The organism is Psychrobacter sp. JB385 (assembly GCF_900163785.1).
Lineage (GTDB): Bacteria > Pseudomonadota > Gammaproteobacteria > Pseudomonadales > Moraxellaceae > Psychrobacter.
The window spans coordinates 479636-493537 of sequence record NZ_FUKN01000014.1 but is presented as its reverse complement, the minus strand read 5'-3'; the positions used below and the strand labels follow the sequence as shown (position 1 = coordinate 493537).

Below are 13902 nucleotides of genomic sequence, written 5' to 3'. Positions count from 1 at the left end.
ATGGATGAATAATCGTTTTTGATTGATGGTTTCTAGACTGAGCGTATACATGGTAATGGCATATTTAAGACTGCCATTCACGGCGCAAATGATAATCCCGTCTTAGCTGGTCAAAGTCAGCACCGTTCACTTGGCCATCGACTATCTTTTCTCTTAATGCCGCATCATCTTGCTTAATATCGTAAAACTTAATCAATCTATCTGGATACGTCTGTAACTCCGACCACAAGAACATATTTAGCGGCAATAGCGTCTGCATAGACTGAGTAGGTGCGACCGATAATTGCTCACATAGCGCATCATAAATAATTTGTGTACCACGCAGCTTGCCTTCTACGGTATAACCCGCAATATGCGGCGTAGCAATAGCAAGCCGAGAGAGTAATGGCTCTGCAATTTGTGGTTCATGCTCAAACACATCTAATACCACTTGTCGGTTAGTACGTTCGATATCTGCTTCAAGGTCACTTGCATTAATGACAGCGCCACGCGCACTGTTAATCAACATCGTATGAGCAGGCATCATCGCTAATGCCTCTGCATCGATTAAATGACGCGTTGGATAGTCGCTGCCGTTGCTAGCATGCTGAGTATTTGTATTTTTTTGACTGGTCAATGGTACATGCAAACTGACGACATCACTCTGACTCAGAACTTGTTCTAGGCTGGCATTGTTTATATTAGAGGCTGGTAGCAGTGGATCATAACCTAATATCTGCCAGCCTAAGTCATGGGCATAATCAGCCAAAGTACTACCAATATTACCCAGTCCAATAATCCCAAGCGTCACTGACTGTTGCCAATACTTCGATCGTAGGGTCAAGATAGCTGTCAGTACATATTGCGCCACAGAATGTTTGCTACAACCAGCCGCATTGGCAAAGGTTATCTGACGCGCCATCAAATACTCTTGATCGACATGATCAGTACCGATAGTGGCAGAACCGACAAATTGCACACTTTTATTATCAGCCAATAAAGCTGCATCTACTGGTGTCACGGAGCGTATCAATAAAATCTCAGGCTGCCACTCTGCTAAAAGAGCCGCATTGATATCTCGTCCAGCCACCGTGATGATATTGACAGGTTGACCAGTTGCTTGTCCGAGCGTTGACGCATTAAAAAATGCATCTAGGCTTGCGATATTGCTATCGGCAATGATCATAATAGGTGTGGTTGTATCCATGTTACCCTTCATAATAGTTGCAGCATCATTGTGGTTATTTGTACCGTGGCTGCTTTAATTTAAAGTTTTTATCTACAGTCGCGCAGCCAGAAGTCACTTATAAGATTGCTGAGTCACGTTTTTACAGTCTTTTATTAATGACGGAAACGTTTACTCCGTTTTCTCTTCTGGTGGTAAAGGGTGACTATCGGCCAAAACCATCTCTTGCGCCGCAAACAGCTCATTTTTGTGGTTCGAGATCCATTCGCGCCATACCGCAAGCCCAATGGCTAAGACCACAGGGCCGATAAATAAACCAACGAAGCCAAAGGCCGTTAGACCGCCCAATACGCCAATAAAAATAATAATAAAAGGAATTTTGGTTGCGCCACTGATGACAATAGGACGGATCAAGTTATCAACCCAGCTAATCACCAAGGTGCCCCACAGCGCCAAGCCAATGCCCTCTACCGTGTACCCTTTGCTCAACAGCCAAACCGATACCCCGCCCCACACAAATGGTGTGCCAAAAGGAATTAAGGCTATAATAAAAGTAACAATAGTCAATAAAATAGGACTTGGCGCGCCAGCGAAGTAATAACCGACACCCGCCAGCAGTGCCTGTGCTAAGGCAGTCAAACCAATACCATATACCACAGCACGTGTGGTCGTCCCTACTGAATCAATATAACCATCGATGCGATTACCGATGATATTGCGCAACGCTTGGCGAATTTGGCGGATCAAACTGGTCCCATCACGATAGAAAAAAAACAAAGTCATCAGCGCCATACCAAGCTTAGCAAGACTACTGAACGCCACATCTAGAGCGACTTTGCCATAATACAAATGCGACTGCACCCACATTCGAAAAGCTTCGAGTGTTCCTTCAGGGTTTTTATTGATTCGCCACAGCACATCTTTGACTTGTTGACCAATAACTGGCAAATCTTTAATAGAATTGGGTACATCCAAATAGCCGACTTTGACACGATACACAAGATTACTAATCAAGCTTAAGGCTTCTTGTTGTAGGATAAACACCCCAATCACAAGTGGTACACCTATTATCAAAGATATGCTCACCGTCATAATGGCAGCACTAAAATTGGGGCTGAGCTTCACTTTTTCATAAAAAAAGTTATAAACCGGAAAAGTCACGTATGCCAAAATGGCTGCCCAAAGTGCCGGTACAATAAAAAATTGCACGACCTGAAAACACAATACGAATAATACAACCAATAAAGTAATAGCCAGCAAGCGCTGAATAATAAACTCTTTTGTCCAATTTTCAATCATAGCGTATAAGCCAAGAGCAGGTAGCAAAGCGTGTCACAGCCTTGCTGGCAAGTTTATAAATATATGATGAACGCCAATTTACAGAGCTTATCCATAAACTGTGTCCATTAACGAAGGTTATGGGTTGTAATATAGTGGCAAACCGCTGTTTTATCAGCATTCAATAACAGCATACCCTACGCTACCACCGTCTACAAATGCTATTAAAACAAAGCGAAAATATTGCTATTAAGATGTTTTATTATGCAGCAAAAAAAGGCCATTTTATAACGCTATGTTGTAATTTTTACTTACAACTTTCTCTATCTCAACTTACTAGACCATGACAACTGTATCTAAAACGCTATACATACTTTTAGTCCACAAAAACAAAGCATCTCAAACCGCTGTTGTCTTTACGCATGCAACAGATATCTTGCAAGGTAATTCACTGGCGCGTTCTATTTGTCAGGGCAATTGATGTTATACTAAGAGTATTATCTTGAGCTTTTCAACATAGTTACGTTCATTTGAACGCATTTATTTTGATGGTGATACAGACATAGCATTTTTTAAACCAAAAACCAGAATCCTATTCAATGCCTTTCTCTAGAGCGTCGTATCTGACTTTTAGAGTCATGCCATAATTTTAAATATTATGCATCAGCCTTGTGTAGCGGTTTCAGTAAGATTGAGACTCGTCATACGGGTTCTATATTAGAACTAAATATGAAAGAGTGTTATTTTGAGTGAGTTTCGGAGCGACTTTGATTTTATTGTAGATCAAATTAACCGACCAAATTTTAAATACTGTTTTTAAATACTATATCGATAGGAAAAATAACGATGTCAAAAGACACTGATAATACCAATACTTCAAACGAGACCAGCAGGCCCCAAGAGACTGTTACCTTTGCATTGGCACAATCGCACTTTTTAGTTGGCGATATCGCGGCCAATACCGAAAAAATGCGTACCCTTGCGTTGCAAGCCCGCGAACAAGGCGCAGATGTTATCGTTTTCCCAGAGCTTGCGCTGTTAGGCTACCCTCCTCAAGACTTATTGCTACGCCCAAGCTTGTCAGGTCGTGTCAAAAACGCCTTATCAAACTTAAGTGATATCGACGATATCGTCATGATTGTTGGGTATCCTCATGTTGACCATCATGGTACTTTTAACTCTGCCGCCATCTTACACAATGGTCATCAAAAGGGCTTTTATCACAAGCAGATTTTGCCAAATTATGGCGTGTTTGATGAGCGCCGCTACTTTGATAAAGGTCGCAATCAAGTTTTATTTGATTATAAAGGTATCACCATTGGTCTTCTTATTTGTGAAGACTTATGGGAAAAAGGCCCTATCTCTGAGCTGAAAAAACAAGGCGCTGATCTGATTGTTAGCTTAAACGCCTCACCTTTTGAGATTGAAAAACAAGAAAACCGCAAAACCATGCTGGCTAAACGTAGCCGCGAAAACAACTTACCTATTGTGTATGTCAACGCCGTTGGCGGCCAAGATGACTTGGTATTCGATGGTGGCTCTATGGCTGTACAAGCTGATGGCAGCGTTGCCCATGAAGCACCGCGCTTTATGAATCAGTTATTGTTGGCGACTTTGGATGTCAAGACAGCCAAGTTCAACAGTCAACCGAAAGCACCCTTGACCTTGAGCCGTGAGTCAGAGATGTATCAGGCGTTGGTGGTTGGTCTGCGCGACTATGTCAATCACTCAGGATTCTCTGGCATTATCGTTGGGTTATCAGGCGGTATTGATTCGGCATTAACGCTATGTATCGCTGTCGACGCCTTGGGCGCTGACAAAGTATATGCCGTCATGATGCCATATGAATATACCTCTCAAATCAGCTTAGAAGATGCGCAGGCGCAAGCCCGCCGTTTGAATGTGTCTTATACGGTTTGTCCTATCTTTGATGCGGTTGAAGGCATTCGTCATACGTTAGCACCTTTATTTAATAAGTCGCCTGCCGATACCACCGAAGAAAATATCCAAGCCCGTGCGCGCGGTGTTGTGCTAATGGCATTGTCCAATAAGTTCGGTCATCTGGTCATCACAACTGGTAATAAGTCAGAATTGGCGGTTGGATATTCGACGCTATATGGTGATATGGCAGGCGGTTTTGATGTCTTAAAAGACGTGTACAAAACCCAAGTTTATAAGTTGGCAAGCTATCGCAACCGTTTAGAAGACACGCCTGTGATTCCTGAGCGTGTCATCACCCGCCCACCATCAGCCGAGCTACGCCCAGACCAAAAAGATCAAGACAGCTTGCCTGACTATGATGTATTGGATGGTATTTTGGCGTCTTATATCGATGAAGATATGGGTTATCAAGACATCGTCGATAAAGGTTTTGATGCAGAGCTGGTCGCAAAAGTCATTAAGATGGTTGATCACAACGAATACAAACGTTTGCAATCGCCGATTGGTACCAAGATTAGCCACAAAGCCTTTGGCCGTGAGCGCCGCTATCCTCTGGTCAACAAATGGTCTATAAAAGGCTAACCGCTTCTGCTCACGCAACTTTTATCTCTTAAAAGCTGCGCGGTGCTGATGGCATCGCCATTTTACAGAAAATTGGATTTTCACCATTGGCTGGGAGCTTTCCCAGCTTTTTTGGTTTCTATACACTTATTTTTCCCGTTTTTATGCTTTCAAATTTATTATAAACAAGGCTTCACCTCTTCTTCTAATCAACCCTCTTACTATTATTTTTAAACTTCACATTTTTTACCGAGTATGTCATGAGTCTGCTAACTGCCAGTATCTTTCTTATTTTACTGCTAGCCTTAAGTGCTTTTGTTTCTGCTGCTGAGATTGCCATTGCGGCGGCTCGTAAGATTAAGCTACAAATCATGGCAAAAGAAGGCGATGTTCGTGCCTTTGATGTGCTTAAGATGCAAGAGCATCCTGGCAGTTTTATTACTGTCGTCCAAGTGGTGCTCAATGCTGTCGCGATTTCAGCAGGGGCAGTCGGAGAATCTGCTATCAGCCCTTATCTACAGCAATTATTGGATAATGAAGCTGTAGCATCGGTCATCTCGTTTATTGTGATTACCAGTTTGTTCTCCTTGCTTGCTGACTTGATGCCCAGACGGTTTGCGATGTCCAATGGTGAAATCATCGCGGTACGTCTTGTACGGCCCATGATGCTCTTGATATTTTTCTTCAAGCCTGTCATTTGGGTATTTGACGGTGCGGCAAATATCGTCTTTAAGCTACTGGGTATCTCAACCATACGTCAAGATGATATGACACCAGAGGACATCTACGCTGTGATGGATGCGGGTGCAGAAGCCGGCGTTATTAAGAAGCAAGAACATCATCTGATAGAAAACATCTTTGATATGCAAGAGCGCACCGTCACCTCAGTCATGAATCCACGCGAAAACATCGTGTATTTCGATACCAAGACCACTACCGAAGACGTTGTCGAAGTGATGATTGAGCAGCCACACAATAAATTTTTGGTGTGCTATGAAGATGACTTAGAGCAAATCTTGGGTTATGTCGAGTCACGCAGTTTTTTGGCGCTGGTTTTAAACCAACAACAGGTCAGCTTGACCGACAAAGCGCTCCTCAAGCCCGCGCTGTTTGTCCCTGATACTTTATCTTTATTTGAAGTTCTAGAGATGTTTAAGTCTACTGGGGCAGACTTTGCCGTTATCGTCAATGAATATGGCTTGGTGGTGGGCGTCATTACCCTAAAAGATGTCATGAGCATCGTGATGGGCGAGCTTGTGACTACGGAGGAGCAGCCAATTGTCCAGCGTACCGATAACTCTTGGTTGATTGATGGTATGACACCGATTGAAGATGTGGTTCGTGCCTTGGATATTGTCAGCTTACCGCGTAGTCAAAACTATGAAACCATTAGCGGGTTTATGATGTACATGCTACGTAAAATCCCAAAGAAAACTGACACGATTGAGTATGCCAATTATCGGTTTGAAATCATCGCCACTGATAACCTCAAAATCACTCAGATGCTGGTGACCAAGTTTGAAGACCCTGAATAAAATAAGTGTCTAACGCTACATAGAATTTGTCCCTCCATCAATTATTCACCACTACATACCATCTTTTCAACATTTGATAATAATTGAATAACGCGAGACACTCTCTAAAAATGTTAAGGTAAGCGCTTTTTTTGTTCATTGTCATAAAAATAGGTGGATTAAAAGGCGTGTATATTATGGAAGCAGACATTAAAAAAGCAGGCTTTTTGTCTATTGTTTTGATCATAGGCTTGAGAATAGCTTTGTTACTTATTTGGCTATTCTCTCAGCTGGCAGAAAACGTGTTAGAAGATAGGCTTGAGAGGTTTGACAGTAGCGCCATTGGGTTTTTTGAAACGCTGCAAACTTCTACCCTTGATGTTATGTATACTTCGGTCACTCACATGGGTTCTGTCTGGTTTGTAGCTTGCTTATCTGCGGCTGTGATTTTGTTCCTTTGGTTCAAAGCCAGAGATAAGTGGGCAACGCTTTTTTTTATCATTGCCGTCGGCGGTACTGGCGCGCTGACTTGGTTGTTAAAACAAATCTATGAGCGAGGACGACCTTCTATTAATGAAGCCATTGACGCGATTGGTTTTAGTTTTCCGAGCGGTCACTCGATGGGCTCGCTGGTTTTTTACGGATTTCTCATTTATTTAGTCATAAGAAGCCGTCAAAACAAGGTGATAAAAATAAGCTTGTCTATTGTATTGGGTCTACTTGTTTTACTGATCGGTACGAGCCGAATTTACTTGGGTGCTCACTTTCCCAGTGATATTATTGCCGGTTATATTGCAGGCACCATTTGGTTGACACTTTGTATATTGGTACTTGAATGGATACGATGGCAGCGCTCAAGCCAAATACACCTTGGTCATGCCCTACAAAACATCTTTTTCTCAAGTTATGGGCTATTCAGGCACCAAGACGATAAGGCAATACATGAGCCTTGATAAATCATGGGTATAAAAAGGCGTTTGCAAGAAAAAGCAAACGCCTTTTTATATTTATAGATTATATGGGCCTGTTTTGATTTGCCGCTAACTTCTTGCCCCAAAGATGGCGGTCCCAACACGTACCATTGTAGAGCCGTTGGCAATTGCCTCTGTCATGTCCCCACTCATGCCCATACTCAAAGTATCCCAGTCACTCAGCTCTGGGTGATGCTGTTTAATCTCATCAAACAACTGCTTGGTTCGAGCAAAGGCATTAGTGTCTGCTTTAGCAGGAATAATCATTAAACCGCGAAGCTGTAGTCGCTCATAGCCTTTAATCGCCTTGACCAAATCAGGTAGCTGCTCTGGCAAACAGCCTGACTTACTTGTTTCATTGTCAATGTTTAGCTGAATCAATACATTCAATGGCGACATCTCAGCGGGGCGCTGATCGTTTAAGCGCTTGGCAATGATGTCACGTTCGACCGTTTGTACCCAATCAAAATGCTCAGCGATATCACGAGTTTTATTACGCTGGATACTGCCAATATAATGCCAAATAATAGTGGTACTGTCCTGCTGCGCTTTTAGGCGAGTGATTTTTTCTACCGCTTCTTGTAGGTAGTTTTCGCCAAAATGTGCTTGTCCTTGCTGCGCCAACGTTGCAATCATCTCAGCAGGTTTGGTTTTGGAAACAGCCAATAAAACAACATCGTTAACTTCTCTCTCAACATTATCACAAGATTGAGCCATCTGTTCGGTGACCTGCTGCCAATGATTAATGAGGCTTTGACTATCTATATTATTTTCATCGTTTTTCATATACAGCTCGCAAGAATAATTTGATCGAATATTTAACAAAAAGCGCTTTGATTATAAGCATAACTAATTTTGCATTTTGTTGATGTAGTAGATGGTTAAATGCCAATAGTCTTGTTATTATATTGTTACATGGAGTAACAAATACAACCAACTACCAGCGTTCATTTCCTCGCTTACTCTTCATCGATATTCTTGCTCTAAAAGCGCATCTATCGATTGGCAACCGTCTATTTTATGCTCTTTTGCCCCACTCTCATTGATAGGAATATCTGATTATGGCTGAAAAAAACCCCTTAAGTATTGAAGATTTGCTTCGATTCACCGTCAAGCATAAAGCATCAGATTTACATATTTCAGCTGGTATGCCGGCTATGATTCGCGCCGATGGTGAGATGACTCGAATCAACATGCCTTCGATGACGCATCAAGTGGTGCATCAGCTTATTTATGACATCATGAATGATAAGCAGCGTGCCGATTTTGAAGAGTTTTTTGAGACAGATTTTTCTTTTGAGATTCCTAATTTAGCCCGTTTTCGAGTAAACGCTTTTAATCAAAATCGCGGTGCTGGTGCTGTTTTTCGGACCATTCCCTCTAAAGTGCTTACCATGGAAGATTTGGGGATGGGCGATGTGTTCAAACGCGTCTCAGACTTTAAGCGTGGCGTGGTATTGGTGACAGGCCCTACAGGTTCAGGCAAATCAACCACACTGGCGGCCATGATTGACTATATCAATGAAACTCGTAAAGAGCATATTTTAACCATCGAAGATCCCATTGAGTTTGTCCACGAATCTAAGAAAAGCCTTATCAACCAGCGTGAGGTTCACCGCGATACGTTGGGCTTTGAGCCGGCACTCCGCTCTGCCCTCCGTGAGGATCCAGATGTTATTTTGGTCGGTGAGCTACGTGACCTTGAGACCATTCGTTTGGCATTGACAGCCGCAGAAACTGGTCACTTAGTATTCGGTACGCTACACACAAGCTCAGCCGCTAAGACGATTGACCGTGTTATCGATGTATTTCCCGCCGCAGAAAAAGACATGATTCGTGCCATGTTGTCTGAATCACTACAAGCAGTGATTTCACAAACGCTGCTACGTCGCCAAACAGGCGGGCGTGTTGCTGCACACGAAATCATGCTGGGCACATCCGCTATTCGTAACTTGATACGAGAAAATAAAATCGCTCAGATGTATTCAGCGATTCAGACGGGCGCAGGTGACGGCATGATTACGCTTGATCAAACATTGAAGAACTTAGTAGGAAAAGGCACCATCAGTAAAGATGTGGCTCGCCCTTATGCCAAACAGCCTGAAGCATTTTTGTAGTATCATTAATCGTATATTGTCAGTCCTTTGTTATAGTAAAAATATTGGCAATATAGGATATTTATTTTCACTGATCATCATTAGCAATTTTGAACACATGATTTTAGACTTTTCTTTAATCAATTTACATCGAGTGCAGGTACGATATGGATATTGATAAACTATTGCAGCTAATGATCAATAAAAATGGCTCTGACCTTTTTATTACCGCTGATGTGGCCCCTTCCATGAAAATAAATGGAAAAATCCTACCGGTCGGTAAGACGCCGTTGAGCGCCGATCAAACCATGAGACTGGTTAAAGGCGTCATGACACCTTCTCAGCAAAAGGAATTTGAAGAGACCAATGAGTGTCAGTTTGCTATCTCTGATGAGGCTCAACAAGCCCGTTTTCGGGTCAGTGCGTTTATACAGCGTGATATGGCAGGAATGATTTTACGAAAAATTGAAAATAAAATCCCGACTGTCGAAGAGCTACGCCTACCACCTGCCCTAAAAGATTTGGCAATGAAAAAAAGGGGCATCATTTTATTGGTTGGCGCGACTGGTACAGGTAAATCTACCACGCTTGCCGCCATGATCGGACATCGCAATCACAACTCTCATGGTCATATCATCACCATTGAAGATCCGATTGAGTTTGTTCACAAACATCGTGGCTGTATCATTACCCAACGTGAAGTCGGTCTCGACACCCACTCATTTGAAGCGGGTCTAAAAAACACTTTGCGCCAAGCGCCTGATGTCATCTTAATTGGCGAGATTCGTAACCGAGAAGTCATGAGCTATGCCATTCAATATGCCGAAACAGGCCACTTGGTATTTGCAACGCTACACGCAAACAATGCCAACCAAGCCATTGACCGTATTATTCACTTTTTTGAAACCAGTCGTCACAATCAGTTATTCATGGATTTGTCCCTAAACCTACAAGCCATTATCGCTCAGCAGCTCATTCCCACTCCAGACGGTAAAGGGCGACGCGCTGCTATCGAGATTTTATTAAACTCCCAGCTGATTAGTGACTATATTCGTAAAGGTGAGGTTCATGAAATCAAGGATGTCATGACGCGCTCGCGCGAGAGCGGCATGCAGACCTTCGATCAAGCTTTGTTTGACTTGTATGAGCAAGGAGAAATCACATACAAAGAAGCGATTCTTCATGCGGACTCTCCCAACGACTTACGCTTAAAAATTAAACTGAGTAGTAAAAATGGTATGGCGAATCTGGACGAAGGCGCTGATAGCTTATCGCTAGACATCACTTAATATTTTTAACCCCGTTTCCCTTATAGCGAGCAAAACCCTCTATCAAAAAAAAAGCCTTTATTATCACTAATAAAGGCTTTTTTTAGGTTGAGAATAATACTCACGTTTGGCTTGAGCAAATCAAGCTAAGCCTGATTATTTGGCACTATCTCGACATTCTTGGTTATTACAAATACCATATAACACCAATGAATGGCCTGACAGTTTAAAGCCATGTTTTTCTGCTACTTTGAGTTGTTCTTCTTCGATTACTTCGTTATGAAACTCTATAATCTTGCCACAAACATCGCACACCAGATGGTCGTGATGCCCTTCTTGAGTGATCTCGAACACAGATAAATTGTTTTCAAAGTTGTGGCGTTCGACGATTCCTGCTTGCTCAAACTGTGTCAACACTCTGTAAACAGTCGCCAGACCCACATCCTCGCCCTGATCAATCAGCGCCTTATAAATTTCTTCTGCACTCATGTGATGCAATTCAGCACTTTCAAGCAGCTCTAAAATCTTGATACGAGGTAACGTAACCTTTAATCCGGCTTTACGTAAATCTTGATTGGTAAAAGAAGCCATAATATTCCTTCTGACTGTGACAGTCTTAGCAAATAAGAATCCAAAAATATAAAATAAACAATCGCTAATGAGTATTTTCTATTCAATATAAAGTTTTTTAATAAGGGCAAACTGAGTTTTTCTAAATGAATGGCTGCGCTATTATTTTTTGAAATATGAATGCAAGTCCATGAATTTAAAATATAAATAATAAAGTGACTCAGGTAGTGTTTGGTAAATAATGTCGTAAGTGGTAGGAAATTGCAAGTAAATGACGTATCATTTGTCCAAGATTATCGGTCAGATCAGCATCAATCAACTTTGGCCGCGCCTAATTCATTTCTTATGAGTCATCTTACCATGATAAAGACATTAAATTTTCGTCCATTAAGCCGTACCAGCGCATTACGCAAGATTGCTATCACCAGTATGCTTAGCGCTGCTGTTGCGATGTCTGGCTGCTCATTATTGAGTGTTTATAAGATTGATTTGCCACAAGGCACGGCGATTACGCAAACCCAAGCACAAAAAATACAAGTGGGTATGAACCAAAACCAAGTGCTCTATATTCTTGGTAGTCCAGCCATCAGAGACACGCTTGAACCTAAGCGCTGGGATTATATTTACGACTATCAAGCTGGTACAGAAGGGCGCCGTAAAGGTATTGCTGATGTCAAAAATGCCAGCCAGCATTTGATTATTTACTTCGATGACAACGGTTTGGTGAATCGTATCGAAGGTATTGACAGTCTGCCAGCTTCTTAATTGCTACCGATTTTTTAATAATAGAAACTGGCTCTGTCGATTGATCTACTAACCACGAGATTTGCTTTTGCGCTGAGACATTGGGTCAGCGCTTAAGCTACGATAAACCTCAATACGATCAAGTGGCTGTAAGATATAGCTAAGCGGCTGTTTTTTCGCATAGACGCCAACATGCCATCGCTTGGCCGTTGGCGTGGTATTATCTATTACCTCTTGGCACCAGCTTGCAAGCTTTGGAAACTTCGCGAGCCAACCCGCCTGCTCAAGCGCATCGTACAAACTACTGCCTTCATTCACCGGTAAAGTCAGATAATGCTGACGCTGTGCATCTTCGGCATATGCCAAATATACGGTTATGACTATGGGCTGCTCAGACACTATTGTCGCCTCATGACTGTCTTTTTTACCACTGTCCACCGTTAGCTCAACCACTGCATTACCCAACCTATTAGCGCCAACAAAAGCGCCAATGGCACGACCAAACGTATCGCCACCCGCCATAAGTTATAAAATGCTTCGTTGCCAAAGTTCAATGACTTACGCAAATGACTGATTTTCATTTGCCAACCTGCAAAGATGGATAGCAATAAGACTGCCACAGTACTCACAATAACCAAAAGACCGACTAGCCATGTGGTCGGAACAGCGACTACTAATACCAATGCCAATACAAAAGTAGCAATCAAGCTGATCATTAGGCCAAACTTATGCGCTAGTTGCTGGGTACTATAATGCAGCAGGTAACTTGCCACAAACAATACACCGCCCCAATACAAAAGCTGCCCAATCGGCGGCACTGCCATGCCACTAAGTAGTAGCACCACTACCCCAACACACAATTGCAGTATCCAAATGGGTAATACCGATTTGGTGGCACGGTACTCGCGAGTGTCACGCTTTTGCTCATCATGGGTATTGGCTGTGATGACTTGTTTGGTGACCAGATTTTGACCAAACCAATATAAACCAGTACCTGCGCCTACACTGACCAATGCCAATGCGACAGCACGTGCCCATTCGCTTAAATTAATACCAGTCATGGCAAAGTCAATCGTGGGCAAACCATTTGTCAGACCCATTAATAGTCCTACCACCATCAACCCAAGCCCAATGGGTAAAGGTGCAACGCCTAGTAGACTGAGCAGCACAGTGATAACGATCAAACCTGCTGCTAGCGCAAAGCTTGGCACATCAGGCACACTATTGAGTTCTGTCAGCGCCGATAATATACCAGTGCTAGCACCAGATATTACCAAGGCCGCAATAACAATAGATACAAGCGCTGCCAACCAGCCAAAACTGCGCCATACTGGGCTGGCATCCGCTTCGCGAGTCAGCTTTTGCATACCTGCCAATGGCGCATCGACACTTCGATAAGCCAGCGCTACTTCAGCATAAACGACCGGCAGTGATACCACTATCATGGCTAATAGCCAGAGCAACCAAAAATCAATTTCGCCAACTGAAGCAGGCACAAACCAGCGAAAGAGCAGTAACGGTAGTAATGCTGCGATAAAGTAAGAAGCATAACGGATCATCATAATATAAATCCAAACGATCTAAAGAAAATAACGACAATGTATAATCACACAAAGCAATAACAAATGCCTCTCTATGATTTCACTTTTATATTGTCTCTATAATATAGGGGGCAGACAGTTATAAAAAAACCCCGAAATCGGGGTTTAATAATTAAATAATAACCAATGTATGCTTGAGTGGCGCGCAACTTATATCAAAAGTTTGCACAACACAGTGTAAGTGATACCAATG

12 protein-coding genes are annotated in these 13902 nt (G+C 42.6%); 6 read left to right on the top strand and 6 right to left on the bottom strand.

The features are described 5' to 3' along the window. Positions 1 to 64: 64 nt before the first annotated feature. A complete protein-coding gene (locus tag CZ794_RS13230; protein ID WP_256958988.1) occupies positions 65 to 1186 on the bottom strand; it encodes a 4-phosphoerythronate dehydrogenase in 1122 nt (373 codons plus the stop codon). A gap of 150 nt (positions 1187 to 1336) precedes the next feature. Then, on the bottom strand, positions 1337 to 2464 hold the full coding sequence (locus CZ794_RS13225; RefSeq protein WP_087042042.1) for an AI-2E family transporter: 1128 nt from the start codon (positions 2462 to 2464) through the stop codon (positions 1337 to 1339). Between the two features lie 825 nt (positions 2465 to 3289). Between CZ794_RS13225 and CZ794_RS13220 the strand changes: the two genes are divergently transcribed. The 3 genes from CZ794_RS13220 (at position 3290) to CZ794_RS13210 (ending at position 7412) form a co-directional block, all read left to right on the top strand. Then, on the top strand, positions 3290 to 4966 hold the full coding sequence (locus CZ794_RS13220) for an NAD+ synthase (protein ID WP_179207316.1): 1677 nt from the start codon (positions 3290 to 3292) through the stop codon (positions 4964 to 4966). Between the two features lie 239 nt (positions 4967 to 5205). After that, on the top strand, positions 5206 to 6480 hold the full coding sequence (locus CZ794_RS13215; RefSeq protein WP_087042040.1) for a hemolysin family protein: 1275 nt from the start codon (positions 5206 to 5208) through the stop codon (positions 6478 to 6480). A 176-nt stretch (positions 6481 to 6656) separates the two neighbouring features. After that, on the top strand, positions 6657 to 7412 hold the full coding sequence (locus tag CZ794_RS13210; protein WP_218778327.1) for a phosphatase PAP2 family protein: 756 nt from the start codon (positions 6657 to 6659) through the stop codon (positions 7410 to 7412). A gap of 87 nt (positions 7413 to 7499) precedes the next feature. Here the strand turns inward: CZ794_RS13210 and CZ794_RS13205 are convergent, their stop codons facing one another. Further along, entirely contained in the window at positions 7500 to 8216 is a 717-nt protein-coding gene (locus tag CZ794_RS13205) for a YggS family pyridoxal phosphate-dependent enzyme (protein WP_087042039.1), read from the bottom strand. A gap of 275 nt (positions 8217 to 8491) precedes the next feature. On the opposite strand from CZ794_RS13205, the gene CZ794_RS13200 reads away from it, so the two are divergent. Both CZ794_RS13200 and CZ794_RS13195 read left to right on the top strand, forming a co-directional pair. Beyond that, positions 8492 to 9547, top strand: a complete 1056-nt coding sequence (locus tag CZ794_RS13200) for a type IV pilus twitching motility protein PilT (protein WP_087042038.1) — start codon at positions 8492 to 8494, stop codon at positions 9545 to 9547. Between the two features lie 146 nt (positions 9548 to 9693). After that, on the top strand, positions 9694 to 10815 hold the full coding sequence (locus CZ794_RS13195; protein ID WP_087042037.1) for a PilT/PilU family type 4a pilus ATPase: 1122 nt from the start codon (positions 9694 to 9696) through the stop codon (positions 10813 to 10815). A gap of 135 nt (positions 10816 to 10950) precedes the next feature. Here the strand turns inward: CZ794_RS13195 and fur are convergent, their stop codons facing one another. Further along, positions 10951 to 11385: a ferric iron uptake transcriptional regulator gene (gene fur, locus CZ794_RS13190; RefSeq protein ID WP_062843732.1), complete on the bottom strand. Its 435-nt coding sequence runs from the start codon at positions 11383 to 11385 to the stop codon at positions 10951 to 10953. 324 nt (positions 11386 to 11709) lie between these two features. Between fur and CZ794_RS13185 the strand changes: the two genes are divergently transcribed. Then, complete coding sequence (locus CZ794_RS13185) at positions 11710 to 12129, top strand: outer membrane protein assembly factor BamE (protein WP_087042203.1); 420 nt, start codon at positions 11710 to 11712, stop codon at positions 12127 to 12129. Positions 12130 to 12177: 48 nt separating this feature from the next. Here CZ794_RS13185 and CZ794_RS13180 read toward each other — a convergent pair whose 3' ends face one another. Both CZ794_RS13180 and CZ794_RS13175 read right to left on the bottom strand, forming a co-directional pair. Beyond that, positions 12178 to 12630 carry an RnfH family protein gene (locus CZ794_RS13180; protein WP_087042036.1) on the bottom strand — a complete coding sequence of 151 codons (453 nt, stop codon included), beginning with the start codon at positions 12628 to 12630 and terminating at the stop codon, positions 12178 to 12180. Next, on the bottom strand, positions 12549 to 13670 hold the full coding sequence (locus CZ794_RS13175) for a hypothetical protein (RefSeq protein ID WP_087042035.1): 1122 nt from the start codon (positions 13668 to 13670) through the stop codon (positions 12549 to 12551). Before CZ794_RS13175 ends, CZ794_RS13180 begins: the two co-directional genes overlap by 82 nt. Positions 13671 to 13902: the final 232 nt, after the last annotated feature.

Excerpts from the sequence above, each read along its gene's own strand:
- CZ794_RS13230 (WP_256958988.1), bottom strand. The coding sequence starts at position 1,186 with ATGGATACAACCACACCTATTATGATCATTGCCGATAGCAATATCGCA.
- CZ794_RS13225 (WP_087042042.1), bottom strand. The coding sequence starts at position 2,464 with ATGATTGAAAATTGGACAAAAGAGTTTATTATTCAGCGCTTGCTGGCT.
- CZ794_RS13220 (WP_179207316.1), top strand. The coding sequence starts at position 3,290 with ATGTCAAAAGACACTGATAATACCAATACTTCAAACGAGACCAGCAGG.
- CZ794_RS13215 (WP_087042040.1), top strand. The coding sequence starts at position 5,206 with ATGAGTCTGCTAACTGCCAGTATCTTTCTTATTTTACTGCTAGCCTTA.
- CZ794_RS13210 (WP_218778327.1), top strand. The coding sequence starts at position 6,657 with ATGGAAGCAGACATTAAAAAAGCAGGCTTTTTGTCTATTGTTTTGATC.
- CZ794_RS13205 (WP_087042039.1), bottom strand. The coding sequence starts at position 8,216 with ATGAAAAACGATGAAAATAATATAGATAGTCAAAGCCTCATTAATCAT.
- CZ794_RS13200 (WP_087042038.1), top strand. The coding sequence starts at position 8,492 with ATGGCTGAAAAAAACCCCTTAAGTATTGAAGATTTGCTTCGATTCACC.
- CZ794_RS13195 (WP_087042037.1), top strand. The coding sequence starts at position 9,694 with ATGGATATTGATAAACTATTGCAGCTAATGATCAATAAAAATGGCTCT.
- fur (WP_062843732.1), bottom strand. The coding sequence starts at position 11,385 with ATGGCTTCTTTTACCAATCAAGATTTACGTAAAGCCGGATTAAAGGTT.
- CZ794_RS13185 (WP_087042203.1), top strand. The coding sequence starts at position 11,710 with ATGAGTCATCTTACCATGATAAAGACATTAAATTTTCGTCCATTAAGC.
- CZ794_RS13180 (WP_087042036.1), bottom strand. The coding sequence starts at position 12,630 with ATGGCGGGTGGCGATACGTTTGGTCGTGCCATTGGCGCTTTTGTTGGC.
- CZ794_RS13175 (WP_087042035.1), bottom strand. The coding sequence starts at position 13,670 with ATGATGATCCGTTATGCTTCTTACTTTATCGCAGCATTACTACCGTTA.